This window comes from Brevundimonas sp. DW-iso22, assembly GCF_058725425.1.
The window spans coordinates 98,886-122,269 of record NZ_JBZXEB010000006.1 but is presented as its reverse complement, the minus strand read 5'-3'; the positions used below and the strand labels follow the sequence as shown (position 1 = coordinate 122,269).

Below are 23,384 nucleotides of genomic sequence, written 5' to 3'. Positions count from 1 at the left end.
TCAGGCGGCGAGGCGGTCGGAGGCGAAACGCGCCAGCGCCGCCTCCAGATCGGGAAAGTCGATGGCGACATGGTGGGCACCGGCGGCGAACTGTTCCTCGGGCGTGTGAAAGCCCCAGGCGACGCCGAGCGGATGCGCCCCGGCGGCCAGAGCCATGCCGATGTCGTGGGCCGTGTCGCCGATCATGGTGGTGGACGCCGCATCCGCGCCGCATGCGGTCATAGCTGCATGCAGCATGGCCGGATCGGGCTTGCCGGGGCCATCCTCGGCACAGTGGCTCGAGATGAACAGGTCGGCCCAGCCCTCACGCGCCAGATTGCGGGCCACGCCGCGCCGGTTCTGCCCCGTCGCCAAGGCCAGCCGCCAGCCATCGCGATGCAGGCGGCGCAGGGTTTCCATCACGCCGGGATACAGCGGCTCTTCGTGTCCCGCATCGAACATCCGGCCGAAGCTGGCGCGGAACTCTGCGGTAAAGCGGTCCAGCTCAGGCGGCGTCAGGCCCGGTTCCAGCACGGCCAGGGCGTGCGGCAGGGACAGGCCGACGATCTGGCGGACACGATCGTAGTCGGGATCGGGCAGGCCCAATGCACGCGCGGCCTCGGTGGCGGCCTGATGGATGGAGGCGCGGCTGTCGACCAAGGTCCCATCGATGTCGAAGACTGCGAGCGGTCGTGTCATGCGGGCACCACGTCGAAGGCGATGGTCAGGCGAGTCTGGTCACCCTCGAAGGGCAAGGTGCCGTGCCACATGTAGGACGGGAACAACACCAGCTTGCCGGGCTCGGGCTTCTCGAAATGCTCATGCGAAAAGTCCGGCGTGAAAGGGGCCCCGCCAAAGCCGATCCAGCCCTGACGTCCCTCGCCCTGAACCGCATCGGGCAGATCGATGTAGCAGGCCGAAGACAGCCAGCCCTCGGGGTGGATGTGGGCGGCATGATAGCCACCGGGTCTTAGCTGGACGGACCAGGCCCCGGACAGGCGGTAGTCGCCGGTGCTGCGGCGGCGCAAAGGGTCGCTGCCTGTTCCGAGCCCGCCGATGTGGCGTCGGATCGGGCCGTCGATGGCGGTAAAGAAGGCGCGGATGGCCGGGTCGGTGCTGGTCAGCAGGCTGGCGGTCGTCTGGGTACCGTGACGGAGGCTCTGGCCCAGCGGATGGGTGGTCAGGCCGTGCCGGCGACGCAGGGCCTTGGCCAGATCGGCCAGATAGGCCGGCAGGCTGGTCCAGGGGGCCGGCGTGTCAATGGTCCAGGCCCCGACCATAGTGTCGTAGTCATAGAGTTTGGCGGCACGCGCATCGCCCAACTGACGCCAGGCCAAAGCCTGCAGGCTGAGGGCATTCTGATCTTCGGGAAGAGCCTGCAGCAGGGCTGCGATCAGGGGCATGGCCGCGTCGGCTTCCGTTCGCGCCAGATGGACCTCGGCCAGTTTCAGCGCCGTGCGGATGTCAGGACGCAGAGCATGGGCGGCGCGGGCATGGGCCAGGGCGCGGTCGTGATCCACGCCCAGCGCGGCGTGAGCGGCGGCCAGTTCGATTTCGGGATGGGTGCCGTCAGTATTCAAGGCCGCCAGAATGGCGTCGGGCGTGGCGCCCGCGTATTCCATCATTGTGGCGCGGGCGATGCGCAGGTCGACTGCGCCCGGGGCCGCGGCCAGCGCCGCCTCGAAGGGGTGCAGCGCGGCCTGGGCGTCACCGCTTCGCATCCAGATCAGCTGTGCCAGATCGCGGACGGCCTCGGCATAGGCGGGGCGGCGCGTGAGGGCCTGGCGATAGGCGGCGTCGGCCTCGTCGAACCGATCCTGAGCCAGCAAGGCGCGGGCAAAAACGAGCCAGGTTTCAGGGGCATCGCCGCCCTTTACGAAGGCGCGGCGGACGGCGGCTTCAGCCTCGGAGGCCCGGCCCATGTCGCCCAGCAGGGCCGCCAGATTGTGCTCGGCGACGGCACTCGTCGGGCGCTGCGCGACCTCGGCCCGGCGCAGGTCCAAAGCCACATCCAGCCGCCCGATCCGCTTCAGCAGGGCCACGGACTCGGGCAGACGGCCGGCACCGGCCAGCGCCTGGGCCTGTTGCAGGACGGCGGCCGTCGTCGTCAACGCTGACGCCTCACGCCCTCGAACGGATCGCTTTCATCGCCCTCGTGAGGATCGAAGCCGAAGTGGGCGAAGCCGGCCTTCATCTCGGGCGAGAGAGGGGCCGTAACCTTCAGCACGCCGCCGCGCGGGTGATCCAGTTCAATGCTGCGGGCGTGAAGCTGGAGCTTCAGCGGGCCTGACAGCTCCCTCGATTTGTCGTCGCCGTATTTGGGATCGCCCAGGATGGGATGGCCGATGCCAGACATGTGGGCGCGCAGCTGATGCGTCCGTCCGGTGAAGGGGCGAAGCGCCATCCAGGAAGCACGATGGGCGGCTCTGGAAATGGTGGCGAAGGCGGTCTCGGCGGGTTCGGCGCGCGGGTCCTTGCGGTCGGCAGGGCGCATCATCTCGAAGTCGTTGATGCCGGTCTTCTTCAGCGGCATGTCGATCTGGCCGGCGGCGGGCTTGGGGTTGCCGATGACGATGGCCCAGTATGTCTTCTTGGCCTGACGCCGCGCAAAGGCCCCCGCCAGTCGCTTGGCCGCCTCCGGCCCCTTGCCCAGCAACAGCACGCCGGAGGTGTCGCGATCGAGGCGGTGGACCAGACGCGGGCGGTCCATCCCCTCGCCCCAGGCCCCCAGCAGGCGGTCGACGTGGCGGCTGGTCTTGGTGCCGCCCTGAACGGCCAGGCCGTGGGGCTTGTTGATGGCGATGACCATGTCGTCTTCGTACAGGACCAGCGACTTGGCGAAGGCGATGTCCTTCTCGGACAGGGTGTGGGCGTCGCCCGCCTGGCGCGAGGTATCGTCGGGGATCGGCGGCACGCGCACGGCGGCCCCGGCGGTCAGCCGCCCCTCAGGCTTGATGCGGGCACCGTCGACGCGGATCTGGCCGCTGCGGGCCATCTTCTGCACCTGGATGTTGGACAGATGCGGCCAGCGGCGGCGGAACCAGCGGTCCAGGCGGATGCCGTCCTCGTCCTCGGCGACATAGATGGTCAGGACTTCGCGCTTGGGCGGCGCATCGGCCTCGCGGATGGGTTCATCAGTCAAAGGGCGGCTCCGAAGGCGCGGCGGGCGACCATCAGGCCGACAAAAAGGGCGAGGATCGACAGCACCACCGAGGCGGCGGCATAGCCCCCGGCCAAGGCCAACTGACGTTTCTCGATCATCAGGGCCGTCTCCAGCGAGAAGGCCGAAAAGGTGGTGAAGCCGCCCAGAATGCCGACGGCTGCGAACAGGCGGATGCTCTCGGCATGCAGGCCCCCGCGAAAGGCCAGCCAGCCGGTCAGCGCGCCCATCAGCAGGCCGCCGACCACGTTGACCGTCAGTGTACCCCAGGGCCAGTGGGAGGCGCCCAGCCGACCCGCCAGAGTGCCGACGCCGTAGCGGGCCATGGCCCCCAGCGCTCCGCCTGCTGCAACGATCAGAAAACGTGTCATGATGCGGGCTTATACGCCGGATTGCGGCAATGCGAAGGGAGGCGCGCATGCTTGATCTGACCCTGGCGGTCCTGCACCACATTCTGGTGTTCGGACTGGTGGCCATGCTGGCCATCGAACGCACCCTGCTGAAGGCCCCGGTGATCGAGGCGCGGCGTCTGGCGGGGCTGGATGGCGGCTATGGCCTGACGGCGGTGCTGGTGCTGGCGGTCGGGGTTGTGCGCGTGATCTGGGGCGGCAAGGGCTGGGCCTTCTACGAGGCCAACCCCTACTTCTGGGCCAAGCTGGCGATCTTCACCGTGATCGGGGCGATCTCCATCCTGCCGACGATTGCCTTCATCAAATGGGCGCGGGCCAGCAAGGCCGATGCGGCGTGGCAGCCGGATGCTGCGGTCGTCGCCAGCGCGCGCCTTTGGGTCGGGATTGAGTTGTTGCTGATCTTTCCGCTGGTGGCGTGCGCGGCCGCCATGGCGCACTGGCCGTTCTAGCGACCCAGGCTGTTGCGCACGTCGCGGGCGTCATAGGCCGTCGGGCGGTCCGGCTTGCGGCCGTCGCCCATGATGATTTCCAGCACGGTCGAGGTCGGCTGAGGCCCGCTGAAGTTGAGGCCGACGCCGACGCCGACCCCGGACGAGCGCCAGCCGCCGTAGTTGCTTGACCCCGCGCCGATGGACACGCTGGGCCTCACGCCGCCCACGCTGTCGGGACGTCCGTTGATCCAGCGCTGGGTCACCTCGAACCAGTCGTTGCCGGTCTCGATGGTCAGGTCCGCCGCGCGCAACAGGGCATAGTCGGCCACGGGGCGGGGATCGCCTACGCCGCGATAGGTGATCTGATAGCGGTTGGACTCGATTCGCTGCTCCGAATAGCCCTGCCCGCCAGGCGACGACTGCGGGCCATAGGGCGACAGGCTGGCACAGGCGGTCAGCGACAGGGCGGTGAGGGCTACGGCGGCGAGCGAGAAGCGGTTCATGGCGGAACTCCGGGTATATGGTCTTTAGCGTATCACGACCCGCGTTCGTTCCCTCGGTTCAGCCGGCTGTCGCCAAGCCTGCGGCAACCTTCAACGCCTCGAAGTCGGCAGGTACCGGGGCCTCCAGCGTTCGATAACCGCCCTCCGAGTGCGGAAACACCAGTTTAGACGCATGCAGCATGAGCCGTGATGCCGGCCTGCCCGCAAACGTCAGCGCCCCGCCGTAGCGGGCATCACCCGCCAAAGGCCGGTCGATGGAGGCCATGTGCACGCGCAGCTGGTGCATGCGGCCTGTCGCGGGATCAAGCTCGACCAGGGCACCGTCTTCGGACGCCGCCAAGGTGCGATAGCGGCTCAGTGCGGCCTGGGCTCCAGCCGTGTCGGGGGCGACGACACGCATGTAACTTTCGCGGCCGATCTCCTGACGCAGCAGCGGGGCGTCGATGGTGCCGGATGCGGGTTCGGGGGCGGCGGACAGCAGGGCCAGATAAGTCTTCTTGAACCGCCGCGCCTGCATGGCCTTGCCCAGGAACCCCGCCGCAGGCTTGGTCTTCGCCGCCAGGATGACGCCCGAGGTGTCGCGATCCAGCCGATGAACCAGTTCCGGCCGCTTGCCGTTCGAGCGCGCGAACGCCCACAGCAGGTCGTCCAGCGTATGCGCCTGAATGCGCCCGCCTTGGCTGGACAGGCCGCTGGGCTTGTTGAAGGCGATGACGTGCGGGTCCTCGTGGATCACCCACGACCGGACGGCGGCGATGTCTTCAGGCGAAAGGTCGGCGGGGGTGCGGGTCACCCCGTGCCTTTAGCGGAGCACGCCCCGCTTCGTCATCATCCGAGAATACCAGATCAAAAAGACCAGGCTGAGCGTGATGATGGTTGCAATCACCAGACCCGCCGTGCCGCCCAGCGACCCCAACTCCGACATTCCGTAGTTGTGCGCCAGATTGGCGACATAGACGATCAGGCTGACGACGAACGAGATGAAGGCCCAGCGCGATCGCAACAGCAGCAGCGCCGACCCCAGGACCGCACTCCAGACCGCCACCGGCCAGGCCACCGACATCCACATCGGCATCTGCTCGAACTCGGCCACGAAGGTCTCGTTCATGCCCGCCTGTCGCAGATAATCCATACCGCCGTACATGGTCATCACATAGTCGAACGCTCCGATGCTGTTCCACAGCACGGCCAGTACCCCGACGACCCACAGGTGCCAGGGTGTCCTCACAGTCATGTTGTTCATCGACCCCTCCCAAGGTTGAGGCGGCGACGCTACGCCCGTTGGAGGAAGCTTGGCAATGAACAGAGGTGGTCAGGCATCGGTCTGGAGATCATGCCCGAGCCAGACAGCCCTGGCATTCAGCAGTACCCAACCCAGCAGGACTCCCGAGGTCGAGGTAGCCCATCCTCCAGCATCGACAATCGACAACAGAAGCACGGCGGTGCCCATCAGCGGTATCAGATAGATCGCGCTTACGACGCCGGAAGTCAGCCAACCCCTCCCACGCAGTGAGAACAGAGCGGCTGGCTGGCGACGCCGCAAGAAAAGAGGCGACATGCCCAAAGCCATTGCGACAGGCAGGATGATCATTGTGGCTATGACAGCACCAAAAAGGACGATGCCGAAACTGTCTGACCATGCTGGAACCTGTTGACGGCCAAGAGGCTGAAGTCCGGACGCCAAAAAGCCCACAAAAAGAAGACCGATGCCCGCGAGCACCGCTAAACCAATGAGCAACCCGCTGCGCGTCGTCAGCCCGGCGTTTCCTCCGCTTCTGAAAAAGGCCACGACAAGCAGTAACGCCCCCAGGCCACAGCTGCATACCCCATGTCCGCGTAGAGCCATTTGGGCGTACGGTACCGGTTCTGCAGAGTGTGAAACGCGTCGCTGGCCGAATCGAAATCTGGTGCCATCTGATCCGCATAAAGACGGCTGCGGATCGCGTCCAAACCAGCAAAGTATGCGTTTGTATCCGTGTGCCACGGAGTGATTGCTGCAGCATAGATCAGGCCAACTCCCAATCCGAAGAGCGGGATGGTGACGCCGATAAGAATCTGATTGGCCCTCTTTGAGGCAACAGTGTTCACTCGCCCCTATCCTCCCTGACCATCCGCATCGCCGCCCAGCGGTCCAGGCGCGCCTTGACCTTCTCCTCATGGCCCTCGCCCTTAGGCGCATAGAAGACGCGGCGCTCCATGCCATCGGGGAAGAAGTTGGCACCGGAGAAGCCCTCAGCCGTCGAGGGGTCGTACTGGTAGCCCTTGCCGTAGCCGAGCGACTTCATCAGCTTCGTCGGCGCATTGCGAATATGGGCCGGCGGCATCAGGGAGCCGGTCTCGTGCGCGGCTTTCTTCGCCGCCTTGAAGGCTTCATAGACTGCGACCGACTTGGGCGCGGTGGCCAGATGCACCACCGCCTGTGCCAGGGCCAGTTCGCCCTCGGGCGACCCCAGAAAGTCGTAGGTGTCCTTGGCCGCATTGGCGACCAGCAGGGACAGGGGGTCGGCCTCGCCGATGTCCTCGACCGCCATCCGCACGATGCGCCGCGCCAGATACAGCGGGTCCTCGCCCCCGTTCAGCATCCGCGCCAGCCAGTAGAGGGCCGCGTCGGGGTCCGATCCCCGCACCGCTTTATGCAGCGCGGATATGAGGTTATAGTGCTCTTCTCGGCTCTTGTCGTAGGCGGGCGCGCGCTTCTGGAGGATGCCGGCGAGTGCCTGGACATCCAGCGGTTCGGCGTCCTGAAGGTCGAACAGCACCTCGGACATGGTCAGCAGATAGCGGCCGTCCCCATCGGCCAGGGCCAGCAGCGCCTGCCGGGCCTCGGATGTCAGGGGCAGGACCTTGCCCTCCTGCGCCTCCGCCCGCACCAGCAGCTGATCCAGCGCCGCATCGTCCAGCCGCTTCAGCACATAGACCTGGCTGCGCGACAGGAGTGCCCCGTTCAGCTCAAACGACGGATTCTCGGTCGTGGCCCCGACCAGGGTGACGACCCCCTCCTCCACGAAGGGCAGGAAGCCGTCCTGCTGGGCGCGGTTGAAGCGGTGGATCTCGTCGACGAACAGGAGCGTCGACTGCCCCGCCGCCCGGCGCATGCGGGCCGCCTCGAACGCCTTCTTCAGGTCCGCGACGCCGGAGAAGACCGCCGAAATCTGCTGGAACTGATACCCCGCCGCCTGGGCCAGCAGGCGGGCGATGGTGGTCTTGCCGGTGCCCGGTGGTCCCCACAGAATCATGGAGCCCAGCCGCCCGGCCTCGATCATCCGCCGGATCGGCCCTCCCTCGCCCAGCAGATGATCCTGACCCACCACCTCCTCCAGTGTGCGCGGACGCAGCCGGTCGGCCAAGGGCGCGTCGGGGGGATGGATGCCGGAGGCTTCGAACAGGTCGGTCATGGATGCCTTATACAACTCCCGTCCCGTTTGGCGGATGGGGGAAGGGCCGGAAACGGGGGTGAGATCTCGTAAGGCAGCCAACGAAGAAGATGGCGACTAATGGGTGCGTCGTTGGAACGCGGGATCCCTTCCACAGCTTCACCCCCATCCCAACCCTTCCCCCATCAAGGGGGAAGGGCTTTAATGTGCGCAAGGAGCTCTTCATGACCGACGGCACCCAGCAAGGCCCGACCACAGGCGTCACGCCGCATCTGGTGATCCCGTCGCGCGGGGGGCAGGCGGCGCTGGAGTTCTATACCCGCGCCTTCGGGGCCCAGGTGCTGGACCAGAAGCTGGCCGAGGACGGCGAGCGGCTGATCCACGCCCACCTGCTGATCAACGGGGCCAGCATCATGCTGCACGACGAGTTTCCGGAATATGGCCACGAGCCCGACATCATGCCGCGCGGCGTGACCCTGCATCTCCAGGTCGACGACGCCGACGAATGGTGGACGCGCGCCCTGCTGAACGCCGCCATTCCTGTGGTGCCCATGGCAGACCAGTTCTGGGGCGACCGCTATGGTCAGTTGCGCGACCCCTTCGGACACAGCTGGTCGATCGGGTCACCAATCAGGACGTAGGCTGAAAAGCTATCCAGCCGACATATTCCCCGGCTGCTGCTTCTCCTTCAGCGTGACCAGTTCCTCGGCCATGGTCGGATGCACCGCGCAGGTGGCGTCCCATTGAGCCTTGGTCAGGCCGGCCTTCACGGCGATGGCGGCCAGCTGGATCATCTCGGGGGCCTCGGGGCCGACGATGTGGACGCCGACGACCTTCTGGCTTTGCGCATCGACAACCAGCTTCATCAGCACCCGCTCGTCCGAGCCGGTGAAGGCGTATTTCATGGGACGGAAACGGGTCAGATAGACGTCGACCTCGCCCGGACAGGAATGACGCGCCTCGCTCTCGCTCAGACCCACGACGCCAACAGGCGGCTGGCTGAAGACGGCGGTGGCGACGGCCTCGTAGTCGAAATGCTGGGGGTTGTCCTTGTAGACCGTCTCATGGAACGCCACGGCCTCGCGGATGGCGACGGGGGTCAGGTTCATGCGATCGGTGACGTCGCCGATGGCCCAGATGTTATCGACCGTAGTCCTGGAGAGTTCATCGACGCAGATCGCGCCATTGTCGTCGATCTTCACCCCGGCCTTGTCGAGACCCAGTCCCTTGACGTGCGGGACGCGGCCGGTGGCGAACATGACGACATCGGTCTCGATCGTCATGCCGTTTTCCAGGTGGTTGACGATGCCGGTCTCGGTTTTCTCCAGCGAGGTGTGCTGGCAGCCCAAGATGACCTTGATGCCGCGTTTCTCGATCTCACCGGCCAGATGGGCGCGCACGTCATCGTCGAAGCCGCGCAGGATGTTGGGCCCGCGATAGATCAGTGTCGTTTCGACACCCAGTCCGGCAAAGATGCCCGCAAACTCCACCGCGATATAGCCGCCGCCCGCGATCAGAATGCGCTTGGGCAGTTCCGGCAGGTGGAAGGCCTCTTCGGAGGTGATGGCATGCTCGATGCCCTCCAGCCCTTCCGGCATCCACGGGCGACCGCCGGTGGCGACCAGAATGCGCTCGGCGGTGATGGAGCGATCGGGGGTCCCATCCTTCTTCAGGATCTGGACCGTATGGGCGTCGGTCAGGACGGCGCGGCCATGCACCAGATCGACCCCCGCCTTGCCCAGATTGGCGGCATAGATGCCGGACAGGCGCGCGATTTCGACGTCCTTGGCCTGGAGGAAGGTCGGCCAGTCGAACTTCGCATTGTCGAAGGACCAGCCATAGCCCTCGGCGATCTCCAGCGCGTGACTGACCTCGGACGCCATGACCATGAACTTCTTGGGCACGCAGCCACGGATCACACATGTCCCGCCGACACGAAACTCCTCGGCAATGGCCACACGCTTGCCGCCGAGAGCGGTCAGGCGCGCGGCGCGCACCCCGCCGGACCCGGCACCGATGACGAAGAGGTCGTAGTCGTAGGTCGTCATGAGGTGGCCTGATCCTGTGAAGCAAGGGCGTATGTGGCAACCGTGGGTGGCGACGTCCAGACCAAGGTCATTGTGTTTTCGCAAACCTGGGATACGCTATCAATTTCACAATCTGCCCACAGGAGTTTGACGATGCTCGAAGCTCTTCTCGCTACAGCGATCCTGCTGGGTTCGGATCCAGGCTCTACACCCACACTGCAAAGCCTTCCAACCGCATCTCAGCAGGTTCAGGAACCGGAAGCTGTAGAGCTTGAGGACATTACTGTCGTTGGCAGACCACTGACGGACCTGATCCGCGGCTTCACGACCGAGGTCGCCGAACCCAACCGCTTTCGCGGCCTGGCGCGGTGGGACGGCAGCATCTGCGTCAGTGCCGTCAATCTGCGGGTCGACACCGCTCAATATGTGGTGGATCGGGTTTCGACCATCGCTGAGGACGTGGGCCTGCAAGCCGGGGAACCCGGGTGTACGCCAAATCTTGTGATCGTCGCTACGGACGACGGCGGTGCCCTCGCGCGGCAACTGGTTTCAGAGCGTCGCAGAGCCTTCCGAATGGGGGGCAGCGGCATGGACCGCGGCAAGGTCGCACTGAAGGATTTTCAGGACACTGATCGACCGGTGCGCTGGTGGCAGATGAGCATGCCGATCGATTCCCAGACCGGGAATCGAGCCTATCGCATACCGGGCGAGTGCAGCAACGCCTGCAGTTCGGTCAACGATTACGCGCCTGTGATTGCGATCGCCGGCGCGTCACGACTGCGGACCCAGATCGTCGATAACATCATCAGGTCGATCGTCATCGTCGATATCGACGATGTTACGGGTCTGACGACCCAACAACTGGCCGACTATGTCGCCCTGGTTTCGCTGGCACAGATCGATCCGGATGCAGACACCCGGGCCTATTCCTCCATCCTCAACGTCTTCGACGACCGAGCGTCGGTTGACGAACTGACAAGCTGGGACCGCGCCTACCTGCGGGGCCTGTATGACGCCGAAAGAAACCGGCTGAACGGGCGGTCGAATCTTACGGAAGTTGTCGGGTCGATTCAGCGCGAACATGCCCGTCTGCGGAGAGCAGATGATGCGACGGCATCCGACTAAGGCTGTCACATTCCACTAAAGCGTAAGCTCTGTAGAGAATTCTTCGAAAGGCGATGTTCATGCTCACGCTCACCCTGGCCGCGCTCCTGGCGATATCTGATCCGCAGCCCTTGCCGTCGGCAGTAGCACAGACTCCTCAAAGCGTTTCTGTCGCATCCCCGCAGGTGCAAGATCCGGAGGCCGTACAGCTTGAAGACATCACGGTCACCGGACGGTCGCTTTCGGACATCATCCGCCGATTTACCGCCGAGGTCGCCGAACCAAACCGCAATCGCGGTCTGGCACGCTGGAACAGCCGTATCTGCGTAGGCGCCGTCAACCTGAAGGTAGAAACGGCTCAGTATCTTGTTGATCGCGTTTCTATGGTGGCAGACGATCTGGGCATCGAGGCCGGCGAGCCCGGTTGCACACCCAATCTGGTGATTATTGCGACCGAAGACGGCGGGACTCTCGCACGCGAGCTGGTGTCCGAACGCCCCCGCGCCTTCCGCATGGGCGGCAGCGGTATGGACAGGGGTGGCGTCGCATTGGACGATTTCCGAAATGCGGATCGTCCGGTCCGCTGGTGGCAAATGAGCATGCCTACCGATTCGGAGTCCGGTGGACGCGCTGTGAGGCTGCCGGGCGAATGCGTAGACGCCTGCAGTTCCCCCAACGACTATGCCCCATTGCTCTACGTCAACTCTGCATCACGTCTCAGAACGCAGATCGTCGATAACATCGTCAGAACCATCGTCATTGTCGACATCGAGGAGGTCGCTGGTTTGTCGACCCAGCAACTGGCGGACTACATCGCTTTCGTGTCGCTGGCACAGATCGATCCTGACGCAGACACACAGGCTTATTCCTCGATCCTCAACGTATTCAGCAACCGCGATGAGGTATCTCAACTTACGAGCTGGGATCTGGCCTACCTTCGAGGATTGTATGGAGCCGAGCAGAACAAGCTGAACGGCAGAGCGAACGTCGCCGAGATTCAGTCTTCGATCCAGCGGGAACACGGTCGGCTGCGCGCCGAGGACCTACCTGCGACTGACTGAGGTCGCACCGAACTCCGAGCCAGATCTGGCCAGTAGATCCGGCGGAGGGGGGCTAACTTAGGGGTTGTCCACCCGAGTCCCTTCGTCGGTCCCGATGATCGCCTCGTCCGCCAGATCGAGGAACAGGCCGTGCTCGACCACGCCTGTTATCAACTTCAGATCGTCAGCCAGGCGCACCGGGTCATGGATAACGCCGCACTTCGCGTCATAGATCAGATTGCCACCATCGGTACGCACCAGCCCCCGGTCAGCCATGCGGACGCGGGCGGGCATGGCGATGTCGTGGTCGGCCAGGACGTCGGCGATGCGGTTGGCGGTGGTCTTGTGCCCGAAGGCGACGACCTCGATCGGCAAGGCGAAGGCCCCCAGGGTCTTCACCACCTTGGCGCTGTCGGCGATGCACAGGCACCTGGCTGACGCTTCCCACACCAGCTTCTCACGCAGCAGGGCCGCGCCGCCACCCTTGATCAGGGCCAGGCCGGGGCCGACCTCGTCTGCCCCGTCGACGGTCAGATCGATACGGGGCGTGTCCTCCAGAGTGGAAAGCGTCAGGCCCAGCTCACGCGCCAGTTCGGCGGTGGCTTCGGATGTAGGCACGCAGCGCAGACCGGTCAGGTTGCGGGCTGCCAAGGCCTTGACGAACCAGGCGGCGGTTGAGCCGGTGCCGAGGCCGACGACCATGCCCGCCTCGACGCGCAGGGCGGCGGCTTCACCGGCGTGGCGCTTTTGCAGATCGCTCATTTGCCCTTCGCCTTCTTCGCCCGCATCGTATCCATGAACCGCGCGGCCCAGCCGGGCTTGGACAGCTGATCGCCCCGGCCCAGGGCCAAGTCGCCCGGTCCCACATCGCGGGTGATCACCGAACCCGACCCGACCATGGCCCCCTCCCCGATGGTCACCGGTGCGACCAGGGCGCTGTTGGAGCCGATGAAGGCCCCTGCCCCCACCGTCGTCCTGTGTTTGAAGAAGCCGTCGTAGTTGCAGAAAATGGTGCCCGCGCCGATGTTGGCCTTTGCCCCGACGGTGCCGTCGCCCAGATAGGCCAGATGGTTGGCTTTGGACCCGGCGTCCATCCGCACGTTCTTGACCTCGACGAAGTTGCCGACCTTGACGCCCTCGCCCAGGTCCGCGCCGGGACGCAGTCGGGCATAGGGGCCGACCTCGGCTCCCGTGGCGACGTTGGCCCCTTCGATATGGCTGAAGCTACGGATGCGGGCACCGGGGGCGATATGAGCACCGGGGCCGAAGACGACGAAGGGCTCGATGACGGTACCCGCGCCGATCTCGGTGTCGAACGAGAAATGGACGGTTTCGGGCGCGGCCATGGTGACCCCGGCGGCCAGAAAGGTTTCGCGCTGGACCTTCTGGAACAGGGCCTCGGCCACGGCCAGTTCGGACTGGGCATTGACGCCCATGACGGCGTCCTCACTGGCCATCACCGCGCGGGTGGGTGCACCTTGGGCGCGGGCCAGAGCCACCACGTCCGTCAGATAGTATTCGCCCTTGGCATTATCGTTGGTGACGCGGGCCAGCAGATCGAACAGCAGGGCCGACGGCGCGGCCATGACGCCGGAGTTGCAGGTGGTCAGGGCCAGAACCTCCGCCGACGCCTCCTTGGCCTCGGTGATGGCCGCCAGGGTGTCGCCCTCCATGACCAGACGACCATAGGCCCCCGGATCGCGCGCCTCGAAGCCGATGACGGTGACGCCGTCGGCGCTGGCGAAGACCGGCTCGATGTCGGAGGCCTTCAACAGAGGCACGTCGCCATAGGTGATGACCACCTGGCCTTCGAACCCGGCCAGTGCGGCTTCGGCGGCGCGGACGGCGTGGCCGGTGCCGATGGGCGGGTCCTGGACCGCGATGGCCCCCTCCCCCAGCCGCTTGACCACATGGGCGCGGACTTCGGGCGAGTGATTGCCGACCACGACCACGATCCGCTCGCAGCCCAGAGCTTCTGCCGCGTCGATAGCATGGTCCAACATGGCGCGACTGCCGACGGGATGCAGCACCTTGGGCAGCGGCGACTTCATGCGGGTGCCCTGGCCTGCGGCGAGGATGATGGCAGCGCGTCTGGTCATGAATCGGTCCGGCGGTTAGTCACGGCGGGTGGTCTAGCCTATCGCGGCGACCCTTGGGAGATGCCGCTGTGATCGAACGCGACCTTGAGGGCTGGACCATCGCCTTCGACCTGGACGGCACGCTGGTGGAAACGCACCGCGATCTGGTCGGCACGCTGAACCGCATGCTGGTCCGCGAGGGCCTGCCGACCGTGCCGATGGAGGGGGCGGCGAACCTGATCGGTGGCGGGGCGAGGGCCCTGCTGGAGCATGGGTTCGCGGCGGCGGGGGCCAGTGCAGAGGACGCAACGCGGCCCGAACTGTTCGACGCCTTCATCGCCGACTACATCGAGCACATTGCCGACCACTCGCGCCCCTATGACGGCGTGGTCGAGACGCTGCAGCGACTGACGGCGCGGGGGGCCATCCTGTGCGTGGCAACCAACAAGCGCAGCGACCTGTCGGAACGGCTGCTGGGCGCGCTGGGTCTGACACGCCACTTCGCCGTCATCGTGGGCCCGGACCGCGTCAGCGCGCGCAAACCGGACGGGGCGCATCTTAAGGAGGCCGTGCGCCTGGCGGGCGGCGATCCAGCGCAAGCCATCATGGTCGGCGACGCCGCGCCCGATACGGGCGCGGCGCGGGACGCGGGCATGCCGTGCATCGTCTGCACCTACGGCTACACGCCCATACCGGCAGCGGAACTGGGCGGCGATGTGATGGTGGACCGGTTCGCGGCCGTCGAATCCGCCATCGACGGCTTTCTGTCGGCGCAGCGGTTGCGGATTGCTGCGACTGCGAACACATAGTGTGGCCGACAGCCCAAAAGGCCCTGCCATGCTCCGTCGCTTCTTCGCCATCCCCCTGTGGCAGCGCACCGCCGCCGGGTTTGTGCTGGGCATCGTCGCCGGTCTGATCCTGCGCGAACAGGCCGTCGTCTGGCTCCAGCCGATCGGCGACATCTATCTGAACCTGATCCGCATGGTCGTGGCCCCTCTGGTGCTGTTCACCATCGCCAGCTCCATCGCCAAGCTTGGCGAGGGTGTGGGTGCCGTGCGGCTGGGGGTGCGGACCATCATCTGGTTCGCCATTACCTCCCTGCTGGCCGTTCTGGTGGGTTTCGCCTTCGGTCACATCATCAATCCCGGAATGGGACTGGCCAATCTGCCGCTGGGTGAGGTCCGCGCGCGCGAAATACCGACGCCGCTGGAAGTCCTGATCGGCATCGTCCCCACCAACCCCTTTGCGGCGCTGAGCGAGGGCAAGGTGCTGCAGATCATCTTCTTCTCGGCCCTGGTCGGGATGGCGCTGGTGGCCCTGGGCGAGCGGGCGCAGGGCGTGCGCAGGCTGGTGGACGAAGGCGCGGCCATCATCTTCCGCATCACCCGCTGGGTGATCCAGCTGACGCCGTTCGGGGTATTCGGCCTGATCGGTTCCGTCGTCGGGGGCTATGGATGGGAGGCGCTGCTGCCGCTGGGCAAGTTCATCTTCGCCATCTATGCGGCCTGCCTGTTCCACATCCTGATCGTCTATTCCGGCCTGCTGAAGCTGCACGGGTTGAAGGTACGCAGCTTCTTCCGCGGGGCCTTTGCGGCGCAGCAGACGGCGTTCGCCACCTCGTCGTCGCTGGGCACCCTGCCGATCACCCTGCGCCAGACGGTCGAGCGGCTGGGCGTGCCCCAGGCCTATGCCGCCTTTGCCGTGCCACTGGGGGCCAATGTGAAGATGGACGGCTGCGGGGCCATCTATCCGGCCATCGCGGCCATCTTCATCGCCCAGTATTTCAAGATCGACCTGACGCTGACGCAATACGTCCTGATCGGGCTGACGGCGGTTCTCGGATCGCTGGGCACGGCGGGAGTGCCGGGAACCAGTATCGTCATGCTGACCCTGACCCTGTCGACCGCGGGACTGCCGCTGGAGGGCATCGGCTATATCGTCGCCATCGACCGGATCATCGACATGATGCGCACCGCCACCAATGTCACCGGCCAGATGCTGGTGCCCGTGCTGGTCGCCAGGGAAGAAGGCATTCTGGATCAGGGCATCTATGACGGCCACGTCGCCTGGCTGCCCGGCGACCCCGATGCCGAGACGCCCGACACGGTCCGCGCCGCCGGAATCTGACCCTGCGTTTGCCTGTTGCAAGGCCCCGCATCGCGGGCTATGTCCCCGCCCTCCCCGGCCCTCAGCGGTCGGCGGGCCGACATGCCGGCCAGATGGATGCGTAGCTCAGCGGGAGAGCACCTCGTTCACACCGAGGGGGTCACAGGTTCAATCCCTGTCGCATCCACCATTTTTACCATTTAAAAACAGCAACTTACCAGACCCGCTCCCTCCGTCCACGGAGGGTTTTTCGTGAATATTCGCGTTTGTGGGGCAGTAGTGGGGCAGTCGATGCGTAAGATCCTTGCGCGGGACGTGACAACATCCCCTGAAATGCGTTGATGCGGGCCTGTTTGCGGCCTGATTCGACCTCACCGCCGCGCCAGCTTTTTGCAGGGCGTTTCATCGGGGTAGGCCCGACCTCTCCGGATCCGTCGCGATCGCTCGTTTTAAGGAAACCCGATGGCATCCATTCCGGACCACCCCAACGATGCTGGAGCCTGGACGCGCCTGGAAGGCCGCGAGGGGTTCGCCCTGTGGCGCCGCGAGCGCCAGGAACTGGCTCCCGTGACGATGTACTATGTCGTCGCACCGCCTCGTCAGAGCGAAATTCTCTATGACGAAGCCACGGCGCGCGCTCGCTTCAACGACCTCGCCGGCGTCTCCGACGCGGACGGCGTCATCTCGTAAGGGAACGCCACGCACTTGCGCGCCGGACCCCCGGGGGGGGTCCTTCAGCGTCACCCGAACCGGTGTCGAGTTCATGTCTGTGGCGGGCGATAGGCATCGCCGACGCCTTCTGCTCTATTCGCCGCATGAAGCCCGCAACCTTCTTCGTCGCCCTGGCGCTGTTCGCCGCCGCCTGCACGGCGACCGGCTCGAGCAACAGCCCCCATTCCGGTCCGGTCATCAAGCTGGCCAGTTGGAATATGGAGCATCTCGCGGAGCGGAATAACTCCGGATGCCGCCCTCGCACCGACGCCGATTATGCGGCGATGCGGGCCTATGTGGACGACCTCGGCGCCGACGTCATTGCCATTCAGGAGGTCGAGACGAAAGCCGCCGCAGAACGGGTGTTCAACCCTGCGATCTATACCGTCGTGATGGAGGACCGGATCGGCACGGATCGCGGCGGAGCGTGTCGAGGACGCGACGGGCTGACGATCAATGCCCAGCGCACCGGGTTCGCGGTTCGCAACGGTCTGGCATTCGAACGACATCCCGACGTCACCAACATTCAGGTGGGCAATCCCGACCTTCGCTCAGGCGTCGACCTTATGGTTCGGCCCCGGGGCGGTGCGCCTATCCGGGTGCTTTCGGTACATCTGAAGTCGGGGTGTTCGTCCGGAGACCGGAACGACGCCTGTCCGGTCCTGTTCGAGCAGGTTCCGGCCATGGAACGCTGGATCGATGACAGAGCCGTGGAGGGGGTGCGTTTCGCAGTGCTGGGGGATTTCAACCGGCGCATGGGCATGGCCAATGACGCCGTCTGGGCCGAGTGGGACGATTCGTCTCCGCCGAACTCGGACCTCGCCCTTGCGTCGGGCGACGAGTCCGCAGGATGCAATCCTCGCTACCGGGACTTCATCGACTTCATCGTCCTTGATCGGCGGGCAACCGCCAACCTGAGTAGCTTTGAGGAACGGACGTTCGGTGGCCAGGCTCTGAGCGATCATTGCGCGATTTCGGCCACCCTGAGCCTTCGCTGATGGTCGATCCGGGTCCCTTGCAGCGAGGGTGGTCCCGGTTGCGAACGGCGTGGTCACGCAATGATGGAAAGCCCCGCGAGGAATGGGCGCATGGACCCGACCTCAAGGAAACGGTGTTGATCGGAGCGCTGCTGGTCGTCGTGGTCCTGACCGGGCTGGCGACCTGCAGCGCCGTCGGGTCAATCTAGACCGCGTCGCGAGCGTCCGGCCCGGCCGTCACCTCACCTTCTCCGGACGCGATCTAATAGAGGGACAGCGGCGCGTCAGAGCTCCGGTCAAGGCAGCCCCGATCAGATCGGCGTCAGAGCGCTGTGATCGTGCCGGAGCGTCGGCCAGTCAGTTGGGAGCCGGCGTTTCGTTGAACGTCTCGATGTTCAGGGCCCATTTCGGCATCTTCAGCCGGAAGTGGCGCTGGCTCTCACAGAAGGGCTGGACGCGCGTCCAGGTCATGACGGCAATGTCCGGTGTCTCCTCCGAACAGGCGGCGCTCACCCGTTGGCGGAATTCGGGTGACATTACGAAAATGGACGACCGGTTCCTCCATGGGAGCGCAGACCGGTGACCTTGCCTGAAACCGTCGGAAGGCGATCTCGCCAGGGAGCCAGCTGGGAAGGAAATGTCCGTAGCGCTCTCCTAACCAGCCCCTATGTCCGTCGGGCTCCCTTAGTGAGCCGGATCTGGACATGCCATGCGGACAAGCCAACCCGGGTGGTCGGCGCGGCCGAGCGGTCCGGCCGTGGGGATCCTGCGCTTCCGCGTGGGCATCTACGACCGTGTATGATGGTTCCGTCCCACTGGTTGGGCCGAGAGCCCTTTCAGTCGCACACGCTCAACCCGCCGCAAGCGCCTCCAGGACCGGACATTCCGGCACTTCCCCGCCCGAGCACCGGGCGGCGGCGTTGGCGAGGATCCGTTCCATCCGCCGCAGATCGGCAATCTTGGCGCGCACATCCTCCAGATGCACCTCGGTCTTGTGTTTGACCTCGGCGCAGGTCTGGGTCCCGGAGTCCGTCAGAGCCAACAGCGAGCGGGTCTCCTCCATCGAGAAGCCGATATCCCGCGCCCGCAGGATGAACCGCAGCCGCTGCGTCAGATCCGGCGAATAGACCCGGTAGCCGTTGGCTGCCCGCGGCGGCGGCGGCAGCAATCCGACCGTCTCGTAATAGCGGATGGTTTCGAGGTTGCACCCGGTCAGCTTCGCCAATTGGGCCCGCAACAAGCCCGTCTGAATCACCATAAAAAAGCCCTTGTGTCTGTAGCAACTACAGGGATTACGCTGAAATCAGTCAGAAAGAAATGGAGAGAACTTATCGATGTCTTCAGCACCGGAGCCGGAGCCACCGGCATCAACGCCGGACGAGGGCGCGAAGCAGGGCCGATGGATCGCGGGCGGCGCGCTGATCGGCGCGGTGCTGGCGTCGGCCTGCTGCATCGTTCCGCTGGTGCTGGTCATGCTTGGCATTTCAGGGGCGTGGATCGCCAACCTGACAGCGCTTGAGCCGTACAAACCCTATGTCGCCGCCGCCACCCTGGCCCTGCTCGGCTACGGGTTCTGGCACGTCTATTTCAAGCCGAAGCCGCCCTGCGAGGACGGGTCCTACTGCGCCCGCCCGCAATCGGCGCGGACCACGAAAATTGCCCTCTGGCTCGGCCTGGCCGTCGTCATCATCGCGCTCACGCTCAACTGGTGGGCTCCGTATTTTTACTGAGAGGAAAGACCCATGAAGAAGACATTCTTGATCGGCCTGGCCGTTGTGGCCGTGGCCGGCGTCGGTGCCGCCGTCGCGTTTGATGGACCGGCACAGAACCGCCCGGCGGCGACCGCCGCTGCCCAGCAGCAGACCACTTTTGCTATTGAGCACATGACCTGCGCCACCTGTCCGATCACGGTGCGCAGGGCGATGGAAGGCGTGCCGGGCGTCAGCGCGGTGCAGGTGGACTTCGCCGCAAAGACGGCCCGCGCCACCTATGATCCGGCGCGCGCCACGGCCGCGCAGATCGCGGCCGCCTCGACCAATGCCGGCTATCCCGCCCGCGTCGTACAAAACTAGGCACCGCAGGCAGCAAGACGGCCTTCACCCGCGTCGCATCTCCCGCCCCCCCCGGAGGGGGTGGGACCAGGCCGCCAGCGCGCTGGCATCGCGTGCATCCCGACCTCGAGCTGCAGCCGGGGAAGGCTGCGCTTCGTCAGGATCAAAACGGAAGAAAACGGCATCATGGCTGACAAGGTCGAGAAGACGGACGGGACCGACAGCCTGTTGCTGCGGATGGGTGTGATCGGCACCGTCATTGTGGCGCTGTGCTGCTTTACCCCGGTGCTGGTGGTGCTGCTGGGCGTCGTCGGGTTTTCCGCCCTGACGGGCTGGCTCGATGTTGTGCTGCTGCCCGCGCTGGCCGTGTTCGTCGCGCTGACGGTCTATGCCGTCTGGCGGCGTCGGCGGCGGATGAAGACCGCCTGATCGACGGCCCACCGGGCCGCGCCGATCGTCAGAGGCTGCAGCCCCCCCCTCGTAACGGAGAAGACTGACATGACCGACACATATGACTACGACCTGATCGTGATCGGGGCCGGGACCGGCGGCAACGGCGTCGCCCGGAAGACGGCGGCAGCGGGGTGGAAGGTCGCCAGCGTCGACAGCCTGCCCTATGGCGGCACCTGTGCGCTGCGAGGCTGCGACCCCAAGAAGATGTTGATCGCCGTCACCGAAGGCGTGGACTGGGCCCACAACATGGCCGGCAAGGGCCTGGAGGCGCGACCCTCGGTCAGTTGGCCCGAGATGATGGCGTTCAAGCGCACCTTCACCGACACCATGCCGTCGCGCATCGAAGCGGGCTTCCGCAAGGCCGGGATCACGGCGCTGCATGGCGAAGCGCGGTTTACCGGGCGCGATACGATCACGCTGAACGGCGAGACCCTGCGCGCGAAGCATTTCCACATCGCCACCGGCGCACGGCCGATGACGCTGAACATTCCCGGCGAGGACCTGCTGACGACCAGCACGGAATTTCTGGAATTGTCCGAGCGCCCCGACAGGATCACCTTTGTCGGTGGCGGGTTCATCGCCATGGAGTTCGCCCATATCGCCCAACGCGCCGGAGCCAGCGCCGTCACGGTTCTGGAAATGGCCGGGCGGCCGCTCGGACCGTTCGACGCCGATCTGGTGGCGATGCTGGTGGAGGCCTCGACCGAACTGGGTATCGAGGTGCAGACCGAGGCGAAAGTCCTGAAGGTCGAAAAGCAGGGCGGCGCGTTTGCCGTGTCCTATGAAACGCCGTCCGGCATCCAGGTGCTGACCTGCGATCTGGTGGTTCATGCGACCGGCCGCGTCCCTAACATCGACTCTCTGAACCTGCCTGCTGCCGGGGTCGAAGCCGGCAAGCGCGGCATCAAGGTCGACGCCGCCATGCGCACCACCAACCCCACCATCTTCGCCGCCGGGGATTGTGCCGACAGCGGGCTGAACCTGACCCCGGTCTCGGCCTATGAAGGGCGGATCGCGGGCAAGAATCTTCTGGCCGGGAAGGACGCACGGCTCGTGTCCTACCCGCCGATACCCAGCGTGGTCTTCACCCTGCCGCCGGTCGCGACCGTGGGGCTGTCCGAGACGGCGGCGACGGAAAAGGGTCTGGAGTTCGATACGCATTTCGAGAAGACCTCCGGCTGGTATTCGTCGATGCGGGTCGGGGCGACCACGAGCGGATTCAAGGTACTGGTGGAACAGAAAACCGGCTTGATCCTCGGCGCGCATCTGATCGGGCCGGGGGCCGAGGAACAGATCAATCTGTTCGCCATGGCCATGGGCGCGGGGCTCACCGCCAACCAGATCAAGGCCATGATTTTTGCCTACCCCAGCTTCGCCTCGGACATCGGATCGATGGTCTGACGCCGCTCACGCGCGCGTCGGCTGAACCCATGACACCACCGACCCACCCAACAGAACGGACTGCACGATGAACAAGCCCGTAAAGGACCTCGACTGCTGTTCGGGTGCTGCGGAAGACTCCGGCCATAGGGGTTTCGATGTCGCCGTCATCGGCGCGGGGTCGGCGGGTTTCTCCGCTGCGATCACCGCAGCCGATTTGGGTGCCAGGGTTGCGCTGGTCGGCCATGGGACGATCGGCGGCACCTGCGTCAACGTCGGCTGCGTCCCGTCCAAGACGCTGATCCGCGCCGCTGAAGCGGTTCATGCCGGCCAGGCTTCCCGTCGGTTTCCCGGTCTGGGGGGCAGCCTCAAGCTGGAAGACTGGGCTGCGCTTGCGGCCTCGAAGGATGAGCTGGTCGCGGGGCTGCGGCAGAAGAAATATGTCGACCTGCTGCCGGCCTATCCCAGCGTGACCTATGTCGAAGGCCGGGCGCGCTTTGTCGACGGCAAGCTGCTCGTCGACGATGCGCCGATGCCGGTGGGCAAGATCATTCTGGCGATGGGCGCGCGCGCCGCCGTTCCGCCCATTCCGGGGTTGGAAGACGTGCCCTGGCTATCCAGCACGTCCGCGCTGGCGCTTGAACGGTTGCCCCGGTCGTTGCTGGTGATCGGCGGTGGGGTGATCGGTGTTGAACTGGGACAGATGTTCGCCCGGCTTGGCGTGGCGGTCACGATCTGTTGCCGCAGCCGCCTGTTGCCCGACATGGACCCGGAGTTCAGCGCCGCCTTGCAGACCTATCTGAAGGCGGAGGGCATCAGGGTGTGCACCGGGGTCGGCTACCAGCGGATTGTGCAAACCGACCACGGGATCGAACTCACCTGCGACCGTCCGGCCGGCAAGGGCGCGGCGCGCGACGGCGATGCGGCGGTCGAGGTCATCGCCGCGGAGCAGGTGCTGATCGCGACGGGCCGCCAGCCGAACAGTGACGGCATGGGACTGGAGGCACAGGGCATCGAGCTTTCGCGCAACGGCGGCATTGTCATCGACGACTATCTCGAGACCACCGTGGCTGGCGTCTACGCGGCCGGGGACGTCACCGGGCGTGACCAGTTTGTATATATGGCGGCCTATGGCGCGAAGCTGGCGGCGCGCAATGCTGTCGGCGGCAATGACCATCGCTACGACAACAGCACCATGCCGGCTGTGGTGTTCACCGATCCGCAGGTCGCGAGCGTCGGTCTGACCGAAACGGCGGCAAGGGCGCAGGGGATGGACATCAAGACGTCCCTGCTCCCGCTCGATCAGGTGCCGCGGGCACTGGCGGCGCGCGACACGCGCGGGCTGATCAAACTGGTCGCGGACAAGGCGACGGACCGCCTTCTCGGCGGGCAGATCATGGCCCCCGAAGGCGCGGACGCGATCCAGACGATGGTGCTGGCGATCAAACACGGCATGACGGCCACCGAGCTGGGGGCGACGATCTTCCCCTATCTGACCACGGTCGAAGGCCTGAAACTGGCGGCCCAAACCTTCGACATGGATGTCTCGAAGCTCTCCTGCTGTGCGGGGTGAAGCCAGCCGTGGCCACCGGCTGAGTCA

27 protein-coding genes and 1 tRNA gene are annotated in these 23,384 nt (G+C 65.6%); 14 read left to right on the top strand and 14 right to left on the bottom strand.

Annotated elements, in window-relative coordinates; genetic code table 11:
* Genes AC4PRM_RS11220 through crcB form a run of 4 tightly spaced genes read right to left on the bottom strand, consistent with a single transcriptional unit; the run spans position 1 to position 3,510 of the window.
* Positions 1-678, bottom strand: coding sequence for an HAD-IA family hydrolase (locus AC4PRM_RS11220; RefSeq protein ID WP_492039915.1), 678 nt, complete (start codon positions 676-678; stop codon positions 1-3).
* Positions 675-2,090, bottom strand: coding sequence for a putative 2OG-Fe(II) oxygenase (locus AC4PRM_RS11215; RefSeq protein WP_492039914.1), 1,416 nt, complete (start codon positions 2,088-2,090; stop codon positions 675-677). The genes AC4PRM_RS11220 and AC4PRM_RS11215 overlap by 4 nt, the downstream gene beginning before the upstream one ends.
* Positions 2,087-3,121, bottom strand: coding sequence for an RluA family pseudouridine synthase (locus AC4PRM_RS11210; RefSeq protein ID WP_492039913.1), 1,035 nt, complete (start codon positions 3,119-3,121; stop codon positions 2,087-2,089). Before AC4PRM_RS11210 ends, AC4PRM_RS11215 begins: the two co-directional genes overlap by 4 nt.
* Positions 3,118-3,510, bottom strand: coding sequence for a fluoride efflux transporter CrcB (gene crcB / locus AC4PRM_RS11205; RefSeq protein WP_492039912.1), 393 nt, complete (start codon positions 3,508-3,510; stop codon positions 3,118-3,120). Before crcB ends, AC4PRM_RS11210 begins: the two co-directional genes overlap by 4 nt.
* Positions 3,511-3,557: 47 nt before the next feature.
* On the opposite strand from crcB, the gene AC4PRM_RS11200 reads away from it, so the two are divergent.
* Positions 3,558-3,998, top strand: coding sequence for a DUF2214 family protein (locus tag AC4PRM_RS11200; RefSeq protein ID WP_492039911.1), 441 nt, complete (start codon positions 3,558-3,560; stop codon positions 3,996-3,998).
* Here the strand turns inward: AC4PRM_RS11200 and AC4PRM_RS11195 are convergent.
* The 6 genes from AC4PRM_RS11195 to AC4PRM_RS11170 form a co-directional block, all read right to left on the bottom strand.
* The gene (locus tag AC4PRM_RS11195) at positions 3,995-4,483 is read right to left on the bottom strand and encodes a CC0125/CC1285 family lipoprotein (RefSeq protein WP_492039910.1); all 489 of its coding nucleotides are present in this window, start codon (positions 4,481-4,483) and stop codon (positions 3,995-3,997) included. The two genes, AC4PRM_RS11200 and AC4PRM_RS11195, sit on opposite strands and share 4 nt — an antisense overlap.
* A gap of 58 nt (positions 4,484-4,541) precedes the next feature.
* Positions 4,542-5,276 (bottom strand): RluA family pseudouridine synthase, encoded by a 735-nt coding sequence (locus AC4PRM_RS11190; RefSeq protein WP_492039909.1) that lies wholly within the window; start codon positions 5,274-5,276, stop codon positions 4,542-4,544.
* A 9-nt stretch (positions 5,277-5,285) separates the two neighbouring features.
* A complete protein-coding gene (locus tag AC4PRM_RS11185; RefSeq protein WP_492039908.1) occupies positions 5,286-5,726 on the bottom strand; it encodes a hypothetical protein in 441 nt (146 codons plus the stop codon).
* Between the two features lie 69 nt (positions 5,727-5,795).
* The gene (locus AC4PRM_RS11180) at positions 5,796-6,272 is read right to left on the bottom strand and encodes a hypothetical protein (protein WP_492039907.1); all 477 of its coding nucleotides are present in this window, start codon (positions 6,270-6,272) and stop codon (positions 5,796-5,798) included.
* On the bottom strand, positions 6,236-6,571 hold the full coding sequence (locus tag AC4PRM_RS11175) for a hypothetical protein (RefSeq protein WP_492039906.1): 336 nt from the start codon (positions 6,569-6,571) through the stop codon (positions 6,236-6,238). The genes AC4PRM_RS11180 and AC4PRM_RS11175 overlap by 37 nt, the downstream gene beginning before the upstream one ends.
* Positions 6,568-7,878: a replication-associated recombination protein A gene (locus tag AC4PRM_RS11170; protein ID WP_492039905.1), complete on the bottom strand. Its 1,311-nt coding sequence runs from the start codon at positions 7,876-7,878 to the stop codon at positions 6,568-6,570. The genes AC4PRM_RS11175 and AC4PRM_RS11170 overlap by 4 nt, the downstream gene beginning before the upstream one ends.
* A 203-nt stretch (positions 7,879-8,081) precedes the next feature.
* On the opposite strand from AC4PRM_RS11170, the gene AC4PRM_RS11165 reads away from it, so the two are divergent.
* The gene (locus tag AC4PRM_RS11165; RefSeq protein ID WP_492039904.1) at positions 8,082-8,498 is read left to right on the top strand and encodes a VOC family protein; all 417 of its coding nucleotides are present in this window, start codon (positions 8,082-8,084) and stop codon (positions 8,496-8,498) included.
* A gap of 9 nt (positions 8,499-8,507) precedes the next feature.
* Here AC4PRM_RS11165 and gor read toward each other — a convergent pair whose 3' ends face one another.
* Positions 8,508-9,905 carry a glutathione-disulfide reductase gene (gene gor / locus AC4PRM_RS11160; protein ID WP_492039903.1) on the bottom strand — a complete coding sequence of 466 codons (1,398 nt, stop codon included), beginning with the start codon at positions 9,903-9,905 and terminating at the stop codon, positions 8,508-8,510.
* Positions 9,906-10,037: 132 nt separating this feature from the next.
* On the opposite strand from gor, the gene AC4PRM_RS11155 reads away from it, so the two are divergent.
* Positions 10,038-11,009: a hypothetical protein gene (locus AC4PRM_RS11155; protein WP_492039902.1), complete on the top strand. Its 972-nt coding sequence runs from the start codon at positions 10,038-10,040 to the stop codon at positions 11,007-11,009.
* Positions 11,010-11,068: 59 nt separating this feature from the next.
* The gene (locus AC4PRM_RS11150; protein WP_373257265.1) at positions 11,069-12,049 is read left to right on the top strand and encodes a hypothetical protein; all 981 of its coding nucleotides are present in this window, start codon (positions 11,069-11,071) and stop codon (positions 12,047-12,049) included.
* A gap of 57 nt (positions 12,050-12,106) precedes the next feature.
* On the opposite strand, the gene rpiA is transcribed toward AC4PRM_RS11150, so the two are convergent.
* A complete protein-coding gene (gene rpiA, locus AC4PRM_RS11145) occupies positions 12,107-12,790 on the bottom strand; it encodes a ribose-5-phosphate isomerase RpiA (protein ID WP_373257263.1) in 684 nt (227 codons plus the stop codon).
* Complete coding sequence (gene glmU, locus AC4PRM_RS11140) at positions 12,787-14,127, bottom strand: bifunctional UDP-N-acetylglucosamine diphosphorylase/glucosamine-1-phosphate N-acetyltransferase GlmU (protein WP_492039901.1); 1,341 nt, start codon at positions 14,125-14,127, stop codon at positions 12,787-12,789. Before glmU ends, rpiA begins: the two co-directional genes overlap by 4 nt.
* A gap of 68 nt (positions 14,128-14,195) precedes the next feature.
* Here glmU and AC4PRM_RS11135 point away from each other — a divergent pair, with 68 nt between their 5' ends.
* The 5 genes from AC4PRM_RS11135 (at position 14,196) to AC4PRM_RS11115 (ending at position 17,921) form a co-directional block, all read left to right on the top strand.
* Positions 14,196-14,915 carry an HAD-IA family hydrolase gene (locus AC4PRM_RS11135; protein WP_492039900.1) on the top strand — a complete coding sequence of 240 codons (720 nt, stop codon included), beginning with the start codon at positions 14,196-14,198 and terminating at the stop codon, positions 14,913-14,915.
* Positions 14,916-14,943: 28 nt separating this feature from the next.
* Positions 14,944-16,233 carry a dicarboxylate/amino acid:cation symporter gene (locus AC4PRM_RS11130; RefSeq protein WP_492039899.1) on the top strand — a complete coding sequence of 430 codons (1,290 nt, stop codon included), beginning with the start codon at positions 14,944-14,946 and terminating at the stop codon, positions 16,231-16,233.
* A 94-nt stretch (positions 16,234-16,327) separates the two neighbouring features.
* A tRNA-Val gene (locus tag AC4PRM_RS11125) sits at positions 16,328-16,402 on the top strand.
* 272 nt (positions 16,403-16,674) lie between these two features.
* The gene (locus tag AC4PRM_RS11120) at positions 16,675-16,902 is read left to right on the top strand and encodes a hypothetical protein (protein ID WP_298748091.1); all 228 of its coding nucleotides are present in this window, start codon (positions 16,675-16,677) and stop codon (positions 16,900-16,902) included.
* A gap of 125 nt (positions 16,903-17,027) precedes the next feature.
* A complete protein-coding gene (locus AC4PRM_RS11115) occupies positions 17,028-17,921 on the top strand; it encodes an endonuclease/exonuclease/phosphatase family protein (RefSeq protein WP_492039898.1) in 894 nt (297 codons plus the stop codon).
* 829 nt (positions 17,922-18,750) lie between these two features.
* Here AC4PRM_RS11115 and AC4PRM_RS11110 read toward each other — a convergent pair.
* Positions 18,751-19,158 carry a MerR family transcriptional regulator gene (locus AC4PRM_RS11110; RefSeq protein ID WP_492039897.1) on the bottom strand — a complete coding sequence of 136 codons (408 nt, stop codon included), beginning with the start codon at positions 19,156-19,158 and terminating at the stop codon, positions 18,751-18,753.
* Positions 19,159-19,234: 76 nt separating this feature from the next.
* On the opposite strand from AC4PRM_RS11110, the gene AC4PRM_RS11105 reads away from it, so the two are divergent.
* The 5 genes from AC4PRM_RS11105 (at position 19,235) to merA (ending at position 23,357) form a co-directional block, all read left to right on the top strand.
* The gene (locus AC4PRM_RS11105) at positions 19,235-19,630 is read left to right on the top strand and encodes a mercuric transporter MerT family protein (RefSeq protein WP_339930781.1); all 396 of its coding nucleotides are present in this window, start codon (positions 19,235-19,237) and stop codon (positions 19,628-19,630) included.
* 12 nt (positions 19,631-19,642) lie between these two features.
* Positions 19,643-19,972, top strand: a complete 330-nt coding sequence (locus AC4PRM_RS11100; RefSeq protein ID WP_339913183.1) for a cation transporter — start codon at positions 19,643-19,645, stop codon at positions 19,970-19,972.
* A 165-nt stretch (positions 19,973-20,137) separates the two neighbouring features.
* The gene (gene merF / locus AC4PRM_RS11095) at positions 20,138-20,380 is read left to right on the top strand and encodes a mercury resistance system transport protein MerF (RefSeq protein WP_339930779.1); all 243 of its coding nucleotides are present in this window, start codon (positions 20,138-20,140) and stop codon (positions 20,378-20,380) included.
* A gap of 69 nt (positions 20,381-20,449) precedes the next feature.
* A complete protein-coding gene (locus tag AC4PRM_RS11090; RefSeq protein ID WP_339930777.1) occupies positions 20,450-21,805 on the top strand; it encodes a dihydrolipoyl dehydrogenase family protein in 1,356 nt (451 codons plus the stop codon).
* 67 nt (positions 21,806-21,872) lie between these two features.
* Positions 21,873-23,357, top strand: coding sequence for a mercury(II) reductase (gene merA, locus AC4PRM_RS11085; RefSeq protein WP_339930775.1), 1,485 nt, complete (start codon positions 21,873-21,875; stop codon positions 23,355-23,357).
* The last annotated feature ends 27 nt before the right edge of the window (positions 23,358-23,384 follow it).

Bases quoted from the DNA above. Each gene is read 5' to 3' on its own strand.
- AC4PRM_RS11220 (WP_492039915.1), bottom strand. From the start codon at position 678: ATGACACGACCGCTCGCAGTCTTCGACATCGATGGGACCTTGGTCGAC.
- crcB (WP_492039912.1), bottom strand. From the start codon at position 3,510: ATGACACGTTTTCTGATCGTTGCAGCAGGCGGAGCGCTGGGGGCCATG.
- AC4PRM_RS11200 (WP_492039911.1), top strand. From the start codon at position 3,558: ATGCTTGATCTGACCCTGGCGGTCCTGCACCACATTCTGGTGTTCGGA.
- AC4PRM_RS11195 (WP_492039910.1), bottom strand. From the start codon at position 4,483: ATGAACCGCTTCTCGCTCGCCGCCGTAGCCCTCACCGCCCTGTCGCTG.
- AC4PRM_RS11185 (WP_492039908.1), bottom strand. From the start codon at position 5,726: ATGAACAACATGACTGTGAGGACACCCTGGCACCTGTGGGTCGTCGGG.
- AC4PRM_RS11170 (WP_492039905.1), bottom strand. From the start codon at position 7,878: ATGACCGACCTGTTCGAAGCCTCCGGCATCCATCCCCCCGACGCGCCC.
- AC4PRM_RS11165 (WP_492039904.1), top strand. From the start codon at position 8,082: ATGACCGACGGCACCCAGCAAGGCCCGACCACAGGCGTCACGCCGCAT.
- gor (WP_492039903.1), bottom strand. From the start codon at position 9,905: ATGACGACCTACGACTACGACCTCTTCGTCATCGGTGCCGGGTCCGGC.
- AC4PRM_RS11155 (WP_492039902.1), top strand. From the start codon at position 10,038: ATGCTCGAAGCTCTTCTCGCTACAGCGATCCTGCTGGGTTCGGATCCA.
- AC4PRM_RS11150 (WP_373257265.1), top strand. From the start codon at position 11,069: ATGCTCACGCTCACCCTGGCCGCGCTCCTGGCGATATCTGATCCGCAG.
- rpiA (WP_373257263.1), bottom strand. From the start codon at position 12,790: ATGAGCGATCTGCAAAAGCGCCACGCCGGTGAAGCCGCCGCCCTGCGC.
- glmU (WP_492039901.1), bottom strand. From the start codon at position 14,127: ATGACCAGACGCGCTGCCATCATCCTCGCCGCAGGCCAGGGCACCCGC.
- AC4PRM_RS11130 (WP_492039899.1), top strand. From the start codon at position 14,944: ATGCTCCGTCGCTTCTTCGCCATCCCCCTGTGGCAGCGCACCGCCGCC.
- AC4PRM_RS11120 (WP_298748091.1), top strand. From the start codon at position 16,675: ATGGCATCCATTCCGGACCACCCCAACGATGCTGGAGCCTGGACGCGC.
- AC4PRM_RS11115 (WP_492039898.1), top strand. From the start codon at position 17,028: ATGAAGCCCGCAACCTTCTTCGTCGCCCTGGCGCTGTTCGCCGCCGCC.
- AC4PRM_RS11110 (WP_492039897.1), bottom strand. From the start codon at position 19,158: ATGGTGATTCAGACGGGCTTGTTGCGGGCCCAATTGGCGAAGCTGACC.
- AC4PRM_RS11105 (WP_339930781.1), top strand. From the start codon at position 19,235: ATGTCTTCAGCACCGGAGCCGGAGCCACCGGCATCAACGCCGGACGAG.
- AC4PRM_RS11100 (WP_339913183.1), top strand. From the start codon at position 19,643: ATGAAGAAGACATTCTTGATCGGCCTGGCCGTTGTGGCCGTGGCCGGC.
- merF (WP_339930779.1), top strand. From the start codon at position 20,138: ATGGCTGACAAGGTCGAGAAGACGGACGGGACCGACAGCCTGTTGCTG.
- AC4PRM_RS11090 (WP_339930777.1), top strand. From the start codon at position 20,450: ATGACCGACACATATGACTACGACCTGATCGTGATCGGGGCCGGGACC.
- merA (WP_339930775.1), top strand. From the start codon at position 21,873: ATGAACAAGCCCGTAAAGGACCTCGACTGCTGTTCGGGTGCTGCGGAA.